This window comes from Paenibacillus sp. FSL F4-0097 (assembly GCF_038593125.1).
In the GTDB taxonomy this organism is placed as follows: domain Bacteria; phylum Bacillota; class Bacilli; order Paenibacillales; family Paenibacillaceae; genus Paenibacillus_AQ; species Paenibacillus_AQ odorifer.
Genome location: NZ_CP151965.1, coordinates 722,858 through 741,471, shown reverse-complemented (window position 1 = coordinate 741,471; position 18,614 = coordinate 722,858). Strand labels below are relative to the sequence as shown.

Genomic DNA, 18,614 nt, shown 5'->3' with positions numbered 1-18,614 from the left:
TTAGCAAGTTATAACCCAACTCCTACCGCCGAGCTTTCGGGTGGCCGGAGGGCAGAGCCCTTCGGAATCCCCCTTTGAAAGGGGGACTTAGGGGGATGTCAACACGAGCAGCCATCTTTCTCTGCCCCGCCAAAATCCACCTGCGTCGGGTAATCATTATCAAAGCAAGAAAGGCAAAGTCCGCCTTTGTAGTCATCTTTGTTGTGTCCACCAATGGAAGAGATTAAGCCTTCCGGCGACAAAAATGCCAAGGAATCGGCGTTGATCTCTTCGCACATTTCCTCAATGGTCTTGTAGGACGCGATGAGGTCGCGGCGGTCTGGTGTATCAATGCCGTAGAAGCAAGGATTCTTGAACGGCGGCGAAGTAATCCGCACATGCACTTCAACAGCTCCCGCTTCCCGAAGCAGATTGACGATTCGGCGTGAGGTCGTGCCACGAACGATAGAATCATCGATCATAACGACACGTTTGCCATCAACTACACTGCGCACGGCGCTCAGCTTCATCTTCACACCTTGCTCACGCAGTTCTTGGCTCGGCTGGATGAAGGTCCGTCCAGTGTACTTATTCTTAATGAGCCCAAGCTCATAAGGAATTCCCGTTTGCTCGGCATACCCGATGGCTGCTGAAATACTGGAATCCGGCACCCCGGTTACGAGATCAGCATCGACAAAAGCTTCCAGTGCCATGCGGCTACCCATCCGCTTACGGGCGGAGTGCAGGTTAGAGCCGTTCATATCACTGTCTGGGCGTGAGAAGTAAATATACTCCATCGCGCACAGCGCTTTACGTTTGGGTTCGGTAAACCGGTCCTCCAAGAGACCGTTTTTGTCGAGGACTAGCAGTTCGCCCGGCTCAATATCACGAACCAGCTGTGCCCCAATGACCTCTAATGCGCAGGACTCGGAAGCAAAAATATAAGCTTCACCAATCCGTCCCATCACTAGCGGACGCAAGCCATGGGAATCTGAAGCGACAATTAACTTATCATTTGTCATAAGCAGAAAAGCAAACCCGCCAACGAGCTGCTGCAGCGCATCTTTTGCCGCTTCAACAAAATCCTTTGGCGAACGGGCAATCAGATGCGCCAGCACTTCTGTATCACTCGTAGTTTGAAAGATCGATCCGCTTTGCTCCAGTTGTTTGCGGATCAACGGTTCATTTACTATGTTGCCGTTCGTAGCAATTGCCAAATCGCCGTCACGATATTTAAATACCAGCGGCTGCGCATTGGTTAAACGGCTGTCCCCACTAGTGGAATAACGTACATGCCCAATGGACATGTCTCCAACCAATGAGGCTATTTTGTCCTTGTCGAATACTTCTTTTACTAACCCCATCCCGCGGTGATAGTTGAAATCGCGACCGTCCGCTACGCAGATTCCCGCACTTTCTTCTCCACGATGTTGTAAGGCGTGTAAGCCGTAATAAGACATGGACGCCGCTTCCGGGTGTCCGAAGACCCCGAAAACGCCGCATTCCTCTTTTAATGTGTCAAAAATATCTCCCGAGCCCGTTCCTTCATTGTAAAAGTCACCAGTCCACAGGATAGGAGTCTCCTGCTCTTTCCCGGTCTTTATTTCATAAGACATGGAATAGCATCCTCCCAAACGAATTTCAATTCTGCTACAGCTTCATCTAGTGCGGACACACCGTCCAGATTTACGCGCAGTCTGTCTCCACCTACAGTTCCGATGATCTCCACTGGAACACCGCTGGCTGCAATCGCTGCTTTCAGCTCTTCCGCACGTTCAGGAGCGACTGTCAGCACAATGCGTGATTGGCTTTCGCTAAACAATGCTACATCAGATCTAAGACCGTTAGCTGAAAGTTCAACGTTCGCTCCGATTTCGCCGCTGATACAGCTCTCTGCAAGCGCTACGGCAAGTCCACCTTCGGACAAGTCATGTGCGGAACGCACCAGACCGCCACGAATTGAGGTAAGGACTGCGTTCAGCAGTTTTTTCTCAGTAGCCAAATCCAAAGCCGGAGGGCGACCTTCGGTCACACCATGAACAGCATATTGGAATTCACTACCGCCCAGCTCAGCCTTGGTCACTCCCAGCAGAAGAATGGAATCGCCTTCTTGCTTGAACCCTTGAGTCGTAATATGATCCGTGTCCGCTACTAAACCAACCATGCCGACAACCGGCGTTGGATAGATGGAACCCGTAGTATTTTCGTTATAAAGACTGACATTACCACCGATAACCGGAGTATCCAGCACACGACATGCTTCAGCCATACCATCAACCGCACGCTCCATTTGCCAGAACACATCAGGCTTCTCAGGATTTCCGAAGTTCAGATTATCCGTGATAGCCAGCGGTTCAGCACCGGAACAAACGATGTTACGTGCCGCTTCGCTGACTGCAATACGTCCACCCACTTCAGGATCAAGATGAACATAACGGCCGTTACAGTCTGTAGTCATCGCAAGTCCTTTACGAGTACCATGAATGGTAACTACAGCCGCGTCAGATCCAGGACGTACAGCTGTGCTCGTCCGCACCATGTAATCGTATTGATTGTATACCCATGCTTTACTTGCTACGGTTGGTGATCCAAGTACTGTACGCAATGCACCGCCCAGATCCGTAACTTCCTCATAACGAAGGGTATCTACCTTTTCATTCGCAATATAATAAGCAGGAACCTCAGAAGGTTTGTTATATACTGGACACTCATCCACGAGCGCCGTTACTGGCATGTCACCAACAACCTCGCCGTGATGATACAATTTCAAGCGGCCATCATCCGTAACTTTACCGACTTTACAGCAGATAACACCCCAGCGGTCAAAAATCTCTTGTGCCTGGGCCTCATCCTTCGGCTCAACGACGAACAACATCCGTTCTTGTGATTCTGAAAGCATCATTTCGTAAGGCGTCATGCCCTCTTCACGTTGTGGCACCTGATCAAGATATAGCTCCAGACCGTTGCCTGCTTTACTTGCCATCTCCGCACTAGAGCATGTAAGACCCGCTGCACCCATATCCTGAATCCCGATAACGATGCCGCTGTCGATCAGTTCTAGACAAGATTCCATTACGAGCTTTTCCATAAATGGATCGCCGACCTGTACAGCGGTACGTTTAGCTTCTGATTCCTCACTAAGCTCTACCGATGCAAAAGTAGCACCATGAATTCCATCACGTCCTGTAGGAGGTCCTACATAGAAGACTGGGTTGCCTACACCCTTAGCTACACCACGTTGGATTTTGTCATGATCGATCAGACCCACACACATTGCATTAACTAGCGGATTGCCATCATAGCTATCATCAAACATGATTTCGCCGCCAACCGTTGGAATCCCGATACAGTTACCATAACCAGCAATACCAGACACAACATGTTCGAACAAATATTTTACTCGATCACTTTCCAGCTTCCCGAAACGTAGTGAATTGAGGATTGCGATAGGTCTGGAGCCCATGGAGAAAATATCACGGATAATCCCGCCCACACCCGTTGCCGCACCTTGGAAAGGTTCTACCGCTGAAGGGTGGTTATGACTTTCGATTTTGAAAACAACCGCTTGGTTGTCACCGATATCTACAATCCCTGCGCCCTCGCCAGGTCCCATCAGGACACGTGGTCCGGAAATTGGGAAACGTTTCAGGAGTGGTTTGGAGTTCTTATAGGCACAGTGCTCGGACCACATTACGCTGAATACGCCGATTTCAGTGTAGTTCGGCAAACGTCCCATAAAAGACTTGATCAGCTCATATTCGCTGTCCGACACACCGAACTGGCTGTAAATTTTCTGCTCCGCAATCTGTTCTGCGGTCGGTTCCTTAACGGATACTTGCTGCGTCATGACGATCCCTCCAAGTCTTCAGTATGGATGTAAACATTCTTTTGCCGTCTTCTGAACCAAGTAAACTATTAGCCGCGCGCTCAGGGTGAGGCATCATGCCAACCACATTCCCTTGTACGTTACTAACACCCGCAATATCGGCTACGGAGCCGTTAGGATTATCGCTATAGGTAAACACAATCTGATTGTTAGCTTTCAGCTCTGCCAAAGTCTCGTCATCACAGTAGTAGTTTCCTTCACCGTGTGCGATTGGGATGATGATTTCTTCATCTTTAGCATAGTCAATAGTAAATGGGGTTTCATTATTAACAACCTTAAGCACTGTATCGTGACAGCGGAACTTCATCGACATGTTGCGGCGAAGCGCACCTGGCAGCAAACCAGCCTCAGTAAGAATTTGGAACCCATTGCAAATGCCTAGCACGTATTTCCCTTGCTCTGCTGCTTTAGCAACTTCCGCCATAACAGGAGCAAATCTCGAAATCGCGCCACAGCGCAAGTAATCACCATATGAGAATCCGCCTGGAACCAAAATGCAATCATACGCCGACAAATCCGTCGCTGTATGCCACACATAATCGACTGGTTCGCCGAGACTGTCCTCTACCGCCTTGTAGCAATCAATATCACAGTTGGAGCCTGGGAAGACAAGTACAGCAAATTTCATGTCGTTTAGTCCTCCAATTCGTAGCGGTAATCCTCGATCACCGTGTTGGCAAGTAGCTTTTCGCACATTTCCTTGAGACGAACTTCCGCTTCAGCACGGTTATCCGTATCCAAAGTCAGCTCCATATATTTCCCGATACGCAAGCTTTCAACTTCTTGGAAGCCTACCGAATGAAGTGCTCCTTGTACTGCTACCCCTTGTGGATCAAGAACGCTTTTCTTTATGGTGACATATACCGTCGCTTTTAACATATGCTTGTAGTTCCTCCTAAATTTTAATGAGCATACCCTCTGAAACTGAAATTCTACAATGAGTACATTTAGCTTCAAAAATATATACTGAATTTATTCCCATGAGTGCACACACTATGTTGAACTATAAAGACTTGCCAGTAAGACGATGATAAATGTCCAGATAACGCCGTGTAGTTTCTTCTACTACTTCAGTTGGGAGCGGATCAGGTTTACTATTCTTATCCCAGGCAGATGCAGATAGATACGTACGAACAGGCTCTTTATCCATACTATCAATTTCAATATCAAGCGCGTATTTATCCTTAGCCCAGAAGCGGGAAGCATCCGGTGTAAAAATCTCATCGATCAGAATCACCTTGCCGTCCAACAAGCCGAATTCGAATTTGCAGTCCGCAAGAATGATCCCCCGCTCAGCACAATACTCTCTAGCAAAAGCGAACAGCTTTAAGCTCTTTTCCTGCAGCTCAAGCGCCAGATCAGCTCCGATTAATTCCTGCATTTTCTCAAACGGAATATCCTCATCGTGACCTACATCATTTTTAGCCGCAGGGGTAAAAATCGGCTCTGCCAGCAGCGCGTTTTTGCGGAGGTTAGCAGGAAGCTCAATACCATTTACCTTGCCTGTTTCTTGATACTGTCTCCAGCCGCCGCCAGTGATGCATCCACGCACTACGCATTCGATATCAATGCGCTCCGCTTTGCGTACCACCATGACACGGTTTCTGAGGGCCTCTTTGTCCTTAACTACGTCGCCAAGCAGATCCACATCGATATGAACGACATGATTCTCCATCAGCTCTTTAGTCTGTCCGAACCAGAACGCGCTCAGACGGTTAAGCACATTACCCTTTTCAGGGACCGCCGGGTCCAGCACATAGTCAAAAGCAGATATCCGATCCGTAACTACGATCAGTACATTTTCCCCTAAATCGTATAGCTCGCGAACCTTCCCTTTGTAGAGCAGCGGCGCATTGATGAGTTCCACGGCTGTGGATACGGCCGATGATGTCATGACCTTTCCTCCCTTGAACTAATGATCATTAATTATTACTTGAGCGAAAACGTCTCTTGCAAAATCGGAAATATCTGTTGGGTCAATCGGGCCACTACAAGAAATGTTTGGACTTCCGATCGCTGTTATCCTCAGATTTCCTGATTTGAACCACTGCCCGTGGTAGAAATCCGAGGATAAAGGCGAACGCTAACGCTTCTACAGTTCCAAAATTTCTCTCCGTTCCTTATCGACCAGTTGCATTTCAATTCTGCACAACATTAACCGCTCGTACTATTCCTAGCTCCTTAGTTCACCACTAACTTATCTTTTTTAGATAAGTTCTAGCTTGCGGAAGATGGTATCCACATGCTTAAGGTGCCAAGAAGGGTTAAATGCATCTTCAATCTCTTCTGGGGTGAGGACATTAGTGATTTCAGGTGTAGCTTCCACGATATCACGGAACTGCTTTTGCTCTTCCCAAGCTTGCATCGCACGTGGTTGAACGGTATCGTACGCTTGCTCGCGGCTGAAGCCTTTATCAATCAGCTTGGTTAAGATCCGGCCAGAGAAAGGAACGCCGAAGGTACGGTTCATGTTACGCTTCATATTCTCTGGGAATACAGTCAGGTTCTTCACGATGTTTCCGAAACGGTTCAGCATGTAGTTCAGCAGCATCGTTGCATCCGGAAGGATGATACGTTCCACTGAAGAGTGCGAGATATCGCGTTCATGCCAGAGCGGCACGTTCTCATAAGCTGTAACCATATGTCCGCGAATCACGCGGGACAGACCGGAAATATTCTCGCAGCCAATAGGATTCCGTTTATGCGGCATAGCAGATGAACCCTTTTGACCTTTGGCAAAAGCTTCTTCTACTTCGCGAATCTCACTCTTTTGCAGAGCGCGGATTTCGGTAGCGAATTTGTCTAGCGAGGTTGCTACCAGAGCAAGAGCTGCCATATACTCAGCGTGACGGTCGCGCTGTAGAGTTTGTGTCGAGATCGGTGCAGGGCTTGTACCCAGCTTACGGCAGACAAATTCTTCTACGAATGGATCAATGTTGGCATACGTACCAACGGCTCCGGAGATTTTGCCAAATTGCACACCGTTCGCAGCATGGCGGAAACGCTCCAGGTTACGTTTCATTTCTTCGTACCACAATGCCATTTTCAGACCAAAAGTAGTTGGCTCAGCATGAACCCCATGTGTACGGCCCATCATCGGTGTATCTTTATAAGCAATAGCTTTATCTTTAAGGATCTCAATAAAGTTGATGATATCCTTCTCTAGAATCTCATTCGCTTGACGCAGCAAGTAACCCAGTGCTGTATCCACCACATCTGTGGAAGTAAGGCCGTAGTGTACCCATTTGCGTTCTGCGCCAAGGCTTTCGGAAACCGCACGTGTAAAGGCAATTACGTCATGACGTGTTTCCTGTTCGATTTCATCAATACGTGCGATGTCGAATTTAGCATCCTTACGCAGCTTAGCAGCGTCTTCATGTGGGATGACTCCCAGCTCCGCCCATGCTTCACAAGCGCATATTTCCACTTCCAGCCACGCTTTGAATTTATTCTCCTCAGTCCAAATGGCCCGCATCTCGGGTCTGCTGTAACGTTCGATCATATTCTTTAGTTCCTCCAAAGTTTAGATTGCTCCACCCAGGATAGGCCGTCTCCGGTATCCTTGCACAGCAGATTGATATGACCCATCTTACGACCAGTCTTACTCTCAGTCTTGCCATATATATGAAGCTTAGGTACAATACCCAGCTTATTATCTTTTTCCTCATGTGTACAGGTCGCTTTAATAGCGCCATCCAAATGCTGACCTAATACATTTACCATAACTACAGGTGTCAAAAGCGTTGTATCGCCCAGCGGCAGATTACAAATCGCCCGGACATGCTGCTCGAACTGTGAGGTCACGCAAGCATCCATGGTGTAATGGCCGGAATTATGCGGCCTTGGTGCCAGCTCATTGACGAACAATTCACCGTCCGCTGTGACGAACATTTCCACGGCAAGCAGTCCAACCGCATTCAGCCCTGCGATTAAAGTCTCAGCCAGCTCGCAAGCTCTGCGCTGAATGTCCGCTGACACTCTTGCAGGTACAATGGACAGATGCAAAATATTATTTACATGAATGTTCTCAGAAGGCGGGAAGCTTTTGACCTCCCCAGATGCACTGCGTGCAGCAACAACGGATATTTCGCATTGAAAAGCTACAAACTTCTCAAGCACCAGCTCCGGAATCACCTCACCGGGTGCAACCTGCCGGAAAGCTTCTTCCAGCTCTTCTTCCTGACGAATCACAGCTTGACCCTTGCCGTCATAACCGCCTGTGGCTGTCTTGAGCACACAAGGTAGTCCAAGTTCAGCCGCCGCCTGTTTTAGCTCCGCAAGGCTGTCCACCTTCCGGTACGGGGCGACCGGAACGCCCGCCGCCTCGATGGCGGCTTTTTCGCGCAGCCGATGCTGCGTGGTATACAGCAGCGCGCTGCCCTGCGGCACGTACGATTCTTCCGCCAGCAGCGCGGCTACGCCCGCGTCGACGTTCTCGAACTCGTACGTGATGACGTCCGCGCGGCGGGCCAGCTCCCGCGCCGCGTCCCGGTCGTTATACGCCGCCGTGATCTGCGGCGTAACTTGACCGCTAGGCGCATCCGGCGCAGGATCCAGCGCCACGAAGCGGTACCCCATGGCGCTGCCGGCCAGCGCCATCATGCGCCCGAGCTGCCCGCCGCCGAGCACGCCGACGGTCGAGCCGGGCAGCAGCGTCCGGACGGTGTCCGCACCGGACGCTTGTGCGGCTGGCGAAGCTGCGCCGCCAGCCTCCTGCAGCTTCAGCTCCTCCGGTCTCATAAGCTGTCGCTGCTTTCCAATACTTCATCGCGGATCGCATCCCGCCGCAGCTGCACACGCTGCTGCACTTCAGGGTCGAACGCTCCGATGATCTGTGCGGCCAGCAGGCCTGCATTTACAGCGCCTGCCTTACCAATAGCTACCGTTGCTACCGGTATGCCTCCAGGCATCTGCACGATGGAGAGCAGCGAATCCAGCCCATTAAGTGCTTTCGACTGCACGGGCACTCCAATCACTGGCAGGATTGTCTTTGCAGCCACCATACCCGGCAAATGCGCGGCGCCGCCTGCTCCTGCAATAATCACGCGAATGCCGCGGCCTGCGGCTTCCTCCGCATAGCGGAACATCAAGTCCGGTGTACGGTGCGCGGATACTACCTTCTTCTCATAAGACAATCCCAGCTCTTCCAGCACCCTACAAGCGTGCTCCATCGTATCCCAATCCGACTTACTACCCATGATGACAGCTACCTGCACAGACATGATTCGACCTACCTTCCAATCACTAGTATGAGATATCTTTATCTTGTAAATCCGAACAAGCAGAGACTACATTCTCGTCCTTCAGGGATGACTATCGTTTTCCTTAATAATATAAGGTTGATATATTACGTGTAACTTATTCCTTATATTAAAAAAGCCCGATGTCCAGACGCATTTTGCTGCGGGAGGATCGGACTAGTAAAGGAATTAGGAAAAAACACTCCCGTTTGCCTCTCACCAAACTGGCATTAAGCACGGAAAGCTGCACAATGCATCACTCCATTATCTGGACTGAACTATCGCATTCTAGCATCCTATTTCCTCGTAGTCCGGTAATTTACGGTTCCCGGGTAGAAACTTCCGGGCCATATTCCCGGTTTTATACGAGCTCTTCATGACATCAGTTTAACAATCCCCTACACATGATGTCAACTCAAACACGAACATTGGTAAAAACACGATAATAAATGTTCGCTTTTGGACGAATTTAAATTCTCAATAACCTTATATTTTGTGAAGAAAGACTTCTTTCCGTACACTCCTAGCTCTAACACTCTATGTTGTTTAAGCTCCAGAATACGACCTATACTTCCTTAAATTGAAAAAAAGGAACGCTATCAGCGTCCCTTTGAACTCTATATTATTTTACAACCAGCACTGGAATACGAGCGCTTTGTACTACATTATGGCTGACACTGCCCAGAACAAATTCACGTATACCGCCAAGCCCACGGCTGCCGATAACTATGATGTCTATAGCATTTTCCTTAGCATATTTCAAAATCACTTCCGCAGGAGATCCTTGTAAAAGCTCAACCTCAGCATTCAGGCCTTCAGCCTCAAGGCGTCCCTTCACTTCTTCGGTAGTCTGCACTGCCAAATCATAATATTCTTTATTTACTGAAGCTGGTAGAGGTGCAAGAGCTTCTCCGATAAAAAATCTTGGGAATTCAAATGCGTGTACGACATGCAATATAGAACCTGGTGTGACTTTAGCGAGTTCAATTGCGCGCTCCAATGCTTGATTAGAAGCCTTTGAACCGTCATAGGCTAGCAAAATTTTAGAGAATAACATGTACGCCACCTCTTTTTCTAGTTTGTAATCCTAAAGACTATTATCTTAAAAAATAGCTGTACAAAAAGATATTCAGCAGCAGCAGAAGCGGAATTCCGATCCTGAAGGATGTATGACGCGTCTTGTGGCGCTTACGGTACATGGCAATCAGCACACCTAGTGCGCCGCCCATGGCTGCCAGCAGAAAAAGTGTTTTCTCAGGTACACGTTCCCGCCTTTTGCGGGCTTTATTCTTGTCCTCGGACATCACTACATACCCGATAATATTAATTACCACAAACCACAACATTACAACCTTGACCATTCTCCCGGGCTCCTCCTCCTTGCTTCCTATCTCTATTATATTCCCCTTTTGCACAAAAAACCAATCATCCTTACACGCTCTGCCAAGTCTGTTAAGTTTCTTTAAGCTGCTTCTGCTTCGTATTCTTCATCCATACCCAGGATAAAATTGTAGCCAACGCCGCCGCAATCCCACCTAACCAGAATCCTCCGGTCAAGCCATATACAGAGCTCATCCAACCTGCTACAAATGGCCCTGCTGACATCCCTATCGCATAAACGGCCTGATAGAAACCCATAGCTGTAGCCCGTTTAAAGGGATCTATTTCTGATACCGATTTACTCAACAGCAGCGGAAAAATAAGTCCCTGCATAAAACCATTCCCCACCTGAGTCAGACAAAGTGCCGCTAACGTTGACATAGAGGGAATGAGCAGCGTAAACAGTGCGCTTCCCGCAAAGCCTAGCATAAGCTTCCCTCTATCACCCAGTAGCCCTCCAAACAGACGTGAACCGTAGAGTGTTGCGATGGCATGCGGAATCATAAAAGCGAGTGTTAGCCAGCCCAAACTTTCTTTGCTTGCTCCGATATTCAGCGCCTGATTCGGAGTATATCCGAACATCGTTATAAATAGCACACAGTGTGCCAGCACAGACAACAGCGAGACTTTTACCAGCAGAGGTTCCTTTACGACACCAGCCAGCTCCTTGATCTGTATGGCATTTTGCCGTTTTTCCTGCTTTTGTTCCGGTAACCGAAGCGCAAGAATTAGTGCCGCAATAGCTACAATTCCACCAATCAGGAAGGGGGCATTCCAGCCCCAATGCTCTACCATATAGCCGCTGATCATCATGCTGGTCAATTGGGCGATTACTGTAGTAAATTGCAGCATGCCCATTGCTTTTCCAGCTTCCTCTTTTGGAAAATATCCTGCGAACATCACAGAGTACACAACCCATGCCGATGCTGCTATCCCGGATACCGCACGTGCTGCCAACGCCCAACCCGGCTGTGCTCCCCACATAAAAAGAAAACAGCTGACTCCACTCGCAATCAATCCCAGATAGATAAACGGCCGCCGCCTATTTAAATAATCTGAACCGATGCCAATGGGTATACGGAATAGGATCTGCATTAACCCATATATCCCAAGCACCATACCCACCATAAAATACGATGATCCCAAATGCTCAACATATGGTGAAAGCACCGGCACATAAATATAAGAAGAGAACCAAAACATAAATACAATAACCAAAAAGAAAAACCTGCTGCTTCCCTGCCCCTGTGGGCGATCTGCCGCTTTCAACGGATTCGCCTGCTGCTCAGCTGCCACCTAATCACCTGCTCCACTCATTTGCTTACCATTCTAATTCAAAGCCTATCCGTAGACCACATAAACTTACTAGGATAGAAAAAAGACTACTGAGCACACTCAGCAGCCTTCATTATTCTAATCATTCGTTTTAATTGAAGCTAACCATCCGATGATTCCTACTACTTATCCTTCTTTTGTCCTTCAAGCGCTGCTTTCAGCAGTTCCCCAAGGTTAGAACCTATGCTTTCCTGCTTACTGTATTGCTGCACCAGCTTTTGCTGTTCACGTTTATTAACATGCTTGTGATCCTTATCTAAGGTCTCTGTGATTCCACAGCCTAGACATTGTACGAACATGCCTGCTTTACCCTCTTTAAGCTCCATTTTCTTATGGCACTGTGGGCAGCGGCGATTCGATAGTCTTTTCTCACCTGCACGGGTGTAACCACAGTTATCTGCAGGACATACCAGCAGCTTCCCTCGTTTGCTCTTCTTCTCGAGTAGTCTTGTACCGCATTCCGGACAATGGCTGTTAGAGACATTATGCGGCTTATATTCTGCTCCGCTAGTTTTCACACCTGTTACCAATTCCTGTGCCATACTGCGGATACCTTGTAAAAAGAGCTCCGGTTTGCCTTGACCACGCGCTATTTTCTCCAGCTCAGCTTCCCAACGTGCGGTTAGATCTGGGGTACGTAGCTGAGTGGATACCAGCTCGATTAACTGCTTACCTTTTCCTGTCGGATGCAGGAGATTACCTTGCCGCTCAATCGTATCGGAGCTTACCAGCTTCTCAATAATATCCGCGCGGGTAGCCGGGGTTCCGAGGCCGTGTTTCTCCATTTGCGTCAACAGCGAAGCTTCATTATAACGCTTCGGTGGCTGCGTTCGGCCAGCACGCACCATACAGCGGCTAATCGTGACAGCAGCCCCTTCGCGCAGCTCAGGCAGCTTTACACTGCCCGCTGCCGGCTCGTCCGCAGATTCCTCCTCGTCATCACTACTCATATCTCCGCCGTATACTTCGCGCCAACCGGCATCTTTAACCGTCGTCCCTTTGACATGAAAATTTTCGCCTTCTACATTGACGGTTACAGCTACCGCATCATAACGAGCTGGCGGATAGAACAAGCTTATAAAACGCCGCACAATCAGATCATACAACTTACGTTCCTCAGTACTCAAACCATTTAACAATACGGTCTGTTCTGTAGGAATAATAGCATGGTGATCACTGACTTTACTATCATCCACGATTCGTTTCGTAATCGGCAGCTGCTTGCGCAGCAATGGACGTGCTAACGCTGCATATGGACCGACCGCAACACTATCCAGTCTTTCCTTGAGTGTGCCCGTCATATCTGAAGTTAAGTAACGACTGTCCGTACGCGGGTATGTGACAAGTTTATGCTGCTCATATAACCGCTGCAGCACACTGGAGGTCTGCTTCGCGGAGAAGCCGAACTTCCGGTTCGCATCACGCTGCAGTTCAGTCAGATCATAAGCCAGTGGATGAGGTTCACTTTTCTCACTCTTCTGTACCTTAATAATACGGCCGCTGCGTCCTGTAAGCTTATCCTTTAAGCTGGCTGTCTTATCCTTTTCGAATATCCGACCATCACCGTTACTGGCTCGCCATGCCGCTTGGAAATCCCCAAAATCAGCAGTCAGCGTCTCAAAATCGACGGAACGGAAACCCGTAATCTCCTGTTCACGATCCATGATCATCCCTAATGTCGGCGTTTGTACCCGTCCTGCTGAGAGCGGCGAACCGAACTTACAGGTCAAAGCTCTCGTGACATTCAGACCAATCATCCAATCCGCCTCTGCGCGGCAACGTGCAGATTCATACAACCGATCAAATTCCCGACCCGGATGGAGTTTTGCAAATCCCTCTTTAATTGCCTTATCAGTCTGCGAGGATATCCATAACCGCCGGAATGGCTTCTTCCACCCTGCCATATTCATAATCCAGCGAGCCAGCAGCTCCCCTTCACGGGCAGCATCTGTAGCAACAATAAGCTCCTCAATGTCCTGACGTTTCATTAGATGCTGGACAGCCTTGTATTGCTGGTTGGTCTCCCGCAGCACCTTCAGCTTGGTCTTCTCCGGCAAAATCGGCAGATCCTCCAAGGCCCAAGTTGCAAACTTTTTATTATAATCCTCAGGCTCTGCCAGGCCGACCAAATGACCAAGCGCCCAGGTAACCACATATTTTGGACCTTCAATATAACTCTTCTGTTTATTATTACATCCCATGACCCGTGCAATCTCGCGTGCAACAGACGGCTTCTCCGCCAGTACTAGTGTCTTCATAATGCTCCCCTTTCCACATCAAATTTCATTATAGCATTAAATGAATGTTAGCAAATATCGTCAGGCTTTACCGTATGCCTCTGTTATACACTAGATCATATCTGATACCCGAAAGGAGTCATAGTCAATGTATGAACAAGAAAGCTATAATATAGTACCTATAGGATGGGTTAGAGGTACAGCACAAAATTTGCGGCTTGAAATCAACCCGGAATTCAGACCGGCGCTTAAAGGTTTATCTCAGTTTAGTCATTGCCAAGTGCTTTGGTGGCTGCATGAGTTTGCAGATGATCATTTCCGCCAGACTACACAGATTCAGCCTCCTTATGATGCGACCTTAACTGGAGTATTCGCTTCCCGTTCCCCTATTCGCCCTAATCCGATTGGGCTAAGTGTAGCAGCAATCCTGTCTGTCGATGTAGACTCTGGAATAGTAGAGGTGGCCGGGCTTGATGCCTATCCGGGTACACCGGTTCTCGACATCAAAGCCTATTTTCCTAGTGCAGATCGCGTAATGGAAGTGACTGTTCCCGATTGGGCTGCTGCTTGGGGCGACTGGACAGCAAATAATTGAAGTAATCGTGCTAGACACCATTTCTATTAACTGTTATGGGAGGACATCTCTTGAACAATCGCCAACTAATCATTCAAGCCTTAGATCTCATTGAGGATCGCTTAACCACGTTTCTTCCTGTAGCTGTCCTCTCCAAAGAAATGGGATACTCCCTTTATCATTTCACCCGTCTATTTCAAGCAGTCACTGGGATAGCACCCGGCGACTATATAGCCAGACGCAAAATCACTGAAGCAGCCTTGGACATTCATAGAATGCCAGAGCGCTCACTCCAGGACATCTCATTAGACTATAACTTTAGTAACTATGAGACCTTTACCCGTGCCTTCAAAAGAATGCTGCACACGACTCCCTCTCTTGTTCGAAAAAGACTTACTGAAACGAAACTCCCTTTGCTCTCTAGACTATATGAACAGGATCTACTTCAATTCCTTTCTGATAGTGATCTCTCCCCCCAGCTCGTTGATTTCGGGGAAATTATACTTCAAGGACCTGTAGTTAAAGTAGACCATGATTTCTCCGTCATTTCTGATACTTGGCCTTTGCTTTTCAATAAGGTAGCCACTATATCGGATAGAATACAGCCTGAAAAATATTATCAGCTTGGCTTCTGGCCAGATGACTATGAGAGTAATGGGTTTTCGATCATGTGTGCCTGCGAAATTAGTCCTATAAAAGCAGACCACAATCAGACTTTCCCCCTTCAGATCTTACCACCCATACGTTATCTGAAATTCATCCATAAAGGCCGCTCTTGTGGTATCCCTTCTACCTATAAATATATCTACGGAATCTGGCTGCCGAAAACAGAATACAGGATGTCCATTTCATTTGAATTGGAGTATTATGGTGAATTGTACCTTGGACCAGATAACGAAAACTCGGTGAGTGAAATCTACATTCCGTTAGATTTTTTACAAGAAAAGACTACGTTGTCGTCTTTTATAGATGACAACCGTTACTCTTAGAAATATAAAGATATTATAGTTTTGTAGCTTATAAATTCTCATTTTTAACAAAAAGCCCGTATCTGCTATGCAGACACGGGCTTCTTTTTGCTTATGGAATTAATAGTTACTTTTGCTCCACCTGAATCGTTTGTTCAAGCTCCGGATAATAATGTTTAACTTGTTTTCCTTCTTCATCCCTTAATGCTTTATGGTTTTCATCAATGGAGTAAGTAAACGGCTTAACTGTAATTGTCTTTGGTGTTTGCGCGAACGGAATGAAATCTTTGTCTACCAAAGGATAGACTATAGCTGGCAAGTTAAATGACCCACCCGATGAGAACGCATTGCCTAGTTCATCAACAATTTCATAGAACATTTCAGAGGTTGTGTATCCATCCTTTTCTTTCACAGTTGGCGCTTTACCTTCTTCGCTGAGCTGTAATCTGCTTGTGGCTGGAGTTAATTCCAGCTTGGTAATCGTATAACTGAATTCTTCTGCCTCTTTTGTTTGGTTCAGATCAAGCTTGATAATTCCTTCCGTTACTTTTTTCACCGGCACCTTGATTACAAAAGGCTCTGCAATTTGTGTAACCGGCACACTGATGCTTAATTCAAATTCATCCCCCAAAGCCTCTATATTATTTAGATTTCTGTAATCGTATAAAATAGCATTCTTTTTGCCCTCAACATCACCAAAAGACGACATTTGGCTCTCCAGTTTTTTCCCATTCGGCAATTTCACTTCTGCTGAACCCAACAACCCTTTTTCGGACTGGTTCATTGTCACTTTCCCATGTTGTTCTGTTAGCGATGGATCGAACTCAATCGGTTCAATAATCATCTCAGCCATCATCTTATCATTATCAATGCCTTCCCGTTCAATCGCAAAAGCCAACCGCGAGCCGTCATAATAGGCATCGGTAACCTTTAAGGTCACTCCATCATGGGTAACGCTTTGGTTAGGGGCAGTAGATAATCCTTTTTCCTCAGCAGCATTTAGACCTTTATCGTCAATTCCCTTAAAAATACTACCTACAACAGGAATCTGCTTCAACGTTTCAGCCATGACCGGGGATACAAATCCGCTACCGATTATGCCCGCACCCAACACTGCTGCTGCCGAGGCAGCCACCAATGATTTTTTTAGGAACTTATTTCCATTTTTTCTTGACGCTCGTTTTTCCATTCCCTCGTCTCCTATTCGCTTCATAATTGAATCGCTGAAACTGTCTACCGGCATTTCATGATTTAGGAATGTTTGACGAATGTGCTCCATCTTCTGACTTTCAGTTGGATCTTGCCATTTCTCCATGAGGGCTGCCTCCTTCATTCATTCTTTGCCGGACTAACTTTTTGCGTAGACGTTCAAATTTTTTACGTAATGTAGCTGAATTACAATCCATAATCTGACCCATTTCTTCAAAGCTGTACTGCTCAACCACCTTAAGAATCAGGAGATTGCTCTCTTCGGCTGTCAGGTCATCCATAAATAACTTCTGCAATGGCTCCTCATCGTTAGGATTATAATAGGCTTTGGGCTGCTGCTCTTTATATAGCGATAACAGACGGTTTCTTCGCTTGCGTTTGCGAACCTGATCCAGACAATGATGATAGGCCACTTTATACAGCCATGCACTAAAAGAGACTCGTTTCTCATAACGTCTGAGTTCCTGATACACTTTTACAAATATATCTTGCACAGCATCCTCTGCTTCTTCATGACTTCTCAAAATATAATAGCAATACGTATAAATCTTTCTTTCATAGGCTTGTATTATAGTTCTATAGGCTTCGCGGTTACCCGCAAGAACCTGATCGATAGCCTCTTCAATTATTGTTTGATTCACTTGGACCCCGGGGCTGCGACGTTCCAAAGAATCACCTCCTTGTTATTGACTACAACTATATAACGAATGTGATCCCTTTAATTGTGACAGGCTCAAAAATTTTTCCAAATATGTTAGAAACATTATCCGTTTTTCAATAAAAAAAGCGACTGCCCCGATTGATGTTCGGAGAAATCGCTTTTATAATAATATTCCATATTTATAAATTACTTACTTATTCGTACTAATGGACACCTTTTAACGCTATACATGCTTCAAAATACACAGTATCACTATTCTGACCGCGTACATATATACCATCATCCGTTACAGCTGAACGTAAAATAGTCAGTTCATCCCCAAACTTAGCTTCTTGTAGATAAGTAATCCGGAAGCGTGTGAACTCTGCATTATCCCATTCCGCTAAAGTGAGCGCATCACAACATAAATCCCCGTATCGGGCATTATTCAAATGTCCGTTGCTGTCCAGCCCACTATATCTTACCTGATACCGATAAACTTCTTCCATAGTAATATCAGAAGGGATCGTTACCTTAACAGGCATATCGCCTACTGAATCGCCATTATAGTGCTTAACCTGAACTGGAAGGGCATTCGGTCTAAGTATCTTTCTCTTCTCAATATCTACTAAAGCCCATATGGATCGTGCTGTGGCGATTTCTATATGATCTGCATCGAAAATACGATAATCCCGTTGCCACAGTGCCCCTTTAGTGCCTTTACTCCAGGTATGTACGCTAAGCACATCATTTGGGCGGGGAATACGCTTAAAATCAAGATCTAACGTAATCATCATCCAGCCCATTCCTGCATTCAGAATCTCTTCCACACTTATCCCCAAATTACCCACTGCGAAGTCTGCCGCACATTGCATGATATCCAGAATAAAGGATAACTTACCCTGCGAACGATAATCCGTGTCGCTCGCATGTACAGAAAAATCTTCTATCCACACAAGATTGCTACTGTTGTCCATTGTTTATCCTCCTGCCATGCAAAATATCCTTGCATTTACTTGAAGTATCCACATATACCACTGCTCTATCCACATAAATTGGGGACTACTTTCATTTTTGAATATATTTTATTATTTCATCCACATGTTAGTAACTTTTATAATTTCGTTAATTCCCCATAACTTATCCACATTATTTAAATTAAGCGA

The 18,614-nt window shown here is 46.8% G+C and carries 17 protein-coding genes and 1 riboswitch; of the genes, 2 read left to right on the top strand and 15 right to left on the bottom strand.

Annotated elements, in window-relative coordinates; all coding sequences use genetic code 11:
- Window positions 1-98 precede the first annotated feature (98 nt).
- From purF to MHH86_RS03205, 12 genes are all read right to left on the bottom strand, one after another.
- A complete protein-coding gene (gene purF, locus MHH86_RS03260) occupies window positions 99-1,595 on the bottom strand; it encodes an amidophosphoribosyltransferase (protein WP_036680905.1) in 1,497 nt (498 codons plus the stop codon).
- Window positions 1,580-3,826: a phosphoribosylformylglycinamidine synthase subunit PurL gene (purL, locus tag MHH86_RS03255; RefSeq protein WP_342479636.1), complete on the bottom strand. Its 2,247-nt coding sequence runs from the start codon at window positions 3,824-3,826 to the stop codon at window positions 1,580-1,582. The genes purF and purL overlap by 16 nt, the downstream gene beginning before the upstream one ends.
- A complete protein-coding gene (gene purQ / locus MHH86_RS03250; RefSeq protein WP_036680909.1) occupies window positions 3,804-4,493 on the bottom strand; it encodes a phosphoribosylformylglycinamidine synthase subunit PurQ in 690 nt (229 codons plus the stop codon). The genes purL and purQ overlap by 23 nt, the downstream gene beginning before the upstream one ends.
- A 5-nt stretch (window positions 4,494-4,498) precedes the next feature.
- On the bottom strand, window positions 4,499-4,744 hold the full coding sequence (purS, locus tag MHH86_RS03245) for a phosphoribosylformylglycinamidine synthase subunit PurS (protein ID WP_036680912.1): 246 nt from the start codon (window positions 4,742-4,744) through the stop codon (window positions 4,499-4,501).
- A 124-nt stretch (window positions 4,745-4,868) separates the two neighbouring features.
- The gene (locus tag MHH86_RS03240) at window positions 4,869-5,759 is read right to left on the bottom strand and encodes a phosphoribosylaminoimidazolesuccinocarboxamide synthase (RefSeq protein ID WP_036680914.1); all 891 of its coding nucleotides are present in this window, start codon (window positions 5,757-5,759) and stop codon (window positions 4,869-4,871) included.
- Between the two features lie 312 nt (window positions 5,760-6,071).
- The gene (gene purB / locus MHH86_RS03235) at window positions 6,072-7,367 is read right to left on the bottom strand and encodes an adenylosuccinate lyase (protein WP_036680917.1); all 1,296 of its coding nucleotides are present in this window, start codon (window positions 7,365-7,367) and stop codon (window positions 6,072-6,074) included.
- A 5-nt stretch (window positions 7,368-7,372) separates the two neighbouring features.
- The gene (purK, locus tag MHH86_RS03230) at window positions 7,373-8,605 is read right to left on the bottom strand and encodes a 5-(carboxyamino)imidazole ribonucleotide synthase (RefSeq protein ID WP_051491162.1); all 1,233 of its coding nucleotides are present in this window, start codon (window positions 8,603-8,605) and stop codon (window positions 7,373-7,375) included.
- Window positions 8,602-9,087: a 5-(carboxyamino)imidazole ribonucleotide mutase gene (purE, locus tag MHH86_RS03225; protein ID WP_038568659.1), complete on the bottom strand. Its 486-nt coding sequence runs from the start codon at window positions 9,085-9,087 to the stop codon at window positions 8,602-8,604. The genes purK and purE overlap by 4 nt, the downstream gene beginning before the upstream one ends.
- Before the next feature lie 305 nt (window positions 9,088-9,392).
- A riboswitch (purine riboswitch) is annotated at window positions 9,393-9,494 on the bottom strand.
- 233 nt (window positions 9,495-9,727) lie between these two features.
- Window positions 9,728-10,162, bottom strand: a complete 435-nt coding sequence (locus MHH86_RS03220) for a universal stress protein (RefSeq protein ID WP_036680923.1) — start codon at window positions 10,160-10,162, stop codon at window positions 9,728-9,730.
- A gap of 40 nt (window positions 10,163-10,202) precedes the next feature.
- Window positions 10,203-10,466 carry a DUF1294 domain-containing protein gene (locus MHH86_RS03215; RefSeq protein WP_036680925.1) on the bottom strand — a complete coding sequence of 88 codons (264 nt, stop codon included), beginning with the start codon at window positions 10,464-10,466 and terminating at the stop codon, window positions 10,203-10,205.
- A 91-nt stretch (window positions 10,467-10,557) separates the two neighbouring features.
- Window positions 10,558-11,781, bottom strand: coding sequence for an MFS transporter (locus MHH86_RS03210; RefSeq protein WP_081388178.1), 1,224 nt, complete (start codon window positions 11,779-11,781; stop codon window positions 10,558-10,560).
- 161 nt (window positions 11,782-11,942) lie between these two features.
- Window positions 11,943-14,078 carry a DNA topoisomerase 3 gene (locus MHH86_RS03205; RefSeq protein ID WP_076215798.1) on the bottom strand — a complete coding sequence of 712 codons (2,136 nt, stop codon included), beginning with the start codon at window positions 14,076-14,078 and terminating at the stop codon, window positions 11,943-11,945.
- Window positions 14,079-14,205: 127 nt separating this feature from the next.
- On the opposite strand from MHH86_RS03205, the gene tsaA reads away from it, so the two are divergent.
- Both tsaA and MHH86_RS03195 read left to right on the top strand, forming a co-directional pair.
- Window positions 14,206-14,652, top strand: a complete 447-nt coding sequence (gene tsaA / locus MHH86_RS03200) for a tRNA (N6-threonylcarbamoyladenosine(37)-N6)-methyltransferase TrmO (protein ID WP_036680929.1) — start codon at window positions 14,206-14,208, stop codon at window positions 14,650-14,652.
- A 50-nt stretch (window positions 14,653-14,702) separates the two neighbouring features.
- Complete coding sequence (locus MHH86_RS03195) at window positions 14,703-15,620, top strand: AraC family transcriptional regulator (RefSeq protein WP_076215794.1); 918 nt, start codon at window positions 14,703-14,705, stop codon at window positions 15,618-15,620.
- A gap of 106 nt (window positions 15,621-15,726) precedes the next feature.
- Here MHH86_RS03195 and MHH86_RS03190 read toward each other — a convergent pair whose 3' ends face one another.
- The 3 genes from MHH86_RS03190 to MHH86_RS03180 all read right to left on the bottom strand — a co-directional run bounded on the left by MHH86_RS03190 (window position 15,727) and on the right by MHH86_RS03180 (window position 18,425).
- A complete protein-coding gene (locus MHH86_RS03190) occupies window positions 15,727-16,914 on the bottom strand; it encodes a DUF4179 domain-containing protein (protein WP_076179746.1) in 1,188 nt (395 codons plus the stop codon).
- A complete protein-coding gene (locus tag MHH86_RS03185; protein ID WP_340397706.1) occupies window positions 16,889-17,449 on the bottom strand; it encodes an RNA polymerase sigma factor in 561 nt (186 codons plus the stop codon). The genes MHH86_RS03190 and MHH86_RS03185 overlap by 26 nt, the downstream gene beginning before the upstream one ends.
- A gap of 223 nt (window positions 17,450-17,672) precedes the next feature.
- A complete protein-coding gene (locus MHH86_RS03180) occupies window positions 17,673-18,425 on the bottom strand; it encodes an acyl-ACP thioesterase domain-containing protein (RefSeq protein WP_076179745.1) in 753 nt (250 codons plus the stop codon).
- Between the last annotated feature and the right edge of the window lie 189 nt (window positions 18,426-18,614).

Excerpts from the sequence above, each read along its gene's own strand:
- purF (WP_036680905.1), bottom strand. The coding sequence starts at position 1,595 with ATGTCTTATGAAATAAAGACCGGGAAAGAGCAGGAGACTCCTATCCTG.
- purL (WP_342479636.1), bottom strand. The coding sequence starts at position 3,826 with ATGACGCAGCAAGTATCCGTTAAGGAACCGACCGCAGAACAGATTGCG.
- purQ (WP_036680909.1), bottom strand. The coding sequence starts at position 4,493 with ATGAAATTTGCTGTACTTGTCTTCCCAGGCTCCAACTGTGATATTGAT.
- purS (WP_036680912.1), bottom strand. The coding sequence starts at position 4,744 with ATGTTAAAAGCGACGGTATATGTCACCATAAAGAAAAGCGTTCTTGAT.
- MHH86_RS03240 (WP_036680914.1), bottom strand. The coding sequence starts at position 5,759 with ATGACATCATCGGCCGTATCCACAGCCGTGGAACTCATCAATGCGCCG.
- purB (WP_036680917.1), bottom strand. The coding sequence starts at position 7,367 with ATGATCGAACGTTACAGCAGACCCGAGATGCGGGCCATTTGGACTGAG.
- purK (WP_051491162.1), bottom strand. The coding sequence starts at position 8,605 with ATGAGACCGGAGGAGCTGAAGCTGCAGGAGGCTGGCGGCGCAGCTTCG.
- purE (WP_038568659.1), bottom strand. The coding sequence starts at position 9,087 with ATGTCTGTGCAGGTAGCTGTCATCATGGGTAGTAAGTCGGATTGGGAT.
- MHH86_RS03220 (WP_036680923.1), bottom strand. The coding sequence starts at position 10,162 with ATGTTATTCTCTAAAATTTTGCTAGCCTATGACGGTTCAAAGGCTTCT.
- MHH86_RS03215 (WP_036680925.1), bottom strand. The coding sequence starts at position 10,466 with ATGGTCAAGGTTGTAATGTTGTGGTTTGTGGTAATTAATATTATCGGG.
- MHH86_RS03205 (WP_076215798.1), bottom strand. The coding sequence starts at position 14,078 with ATGAAGACACTAGTACTGGCGGAGAAGCCGTCTGTTGCACGCGAGATT.
- tsaA (WP_036680929.1), top strand. The coding sequence starts at position 14,206 with ATGTATGAACAAGAAAGCTATAATATAGTACCTATAGGATGGGTTAGA.
- MHH86_RS03190 (WP_076179746.1), bottom strand. The coding sequence starts at position 16,914 with ATGGAGAAATGGCAAGATCCAACTGAAAGTCAGAAGATGGAGCACATT.
- MHH86_RS03180 (WP_076179745.1), bottom strand. The coding sequence starts at position 18,425 with ATGGACAACAGTAGCAATCTTGTGTGGATAGAAGATTTTTCTGTACAT.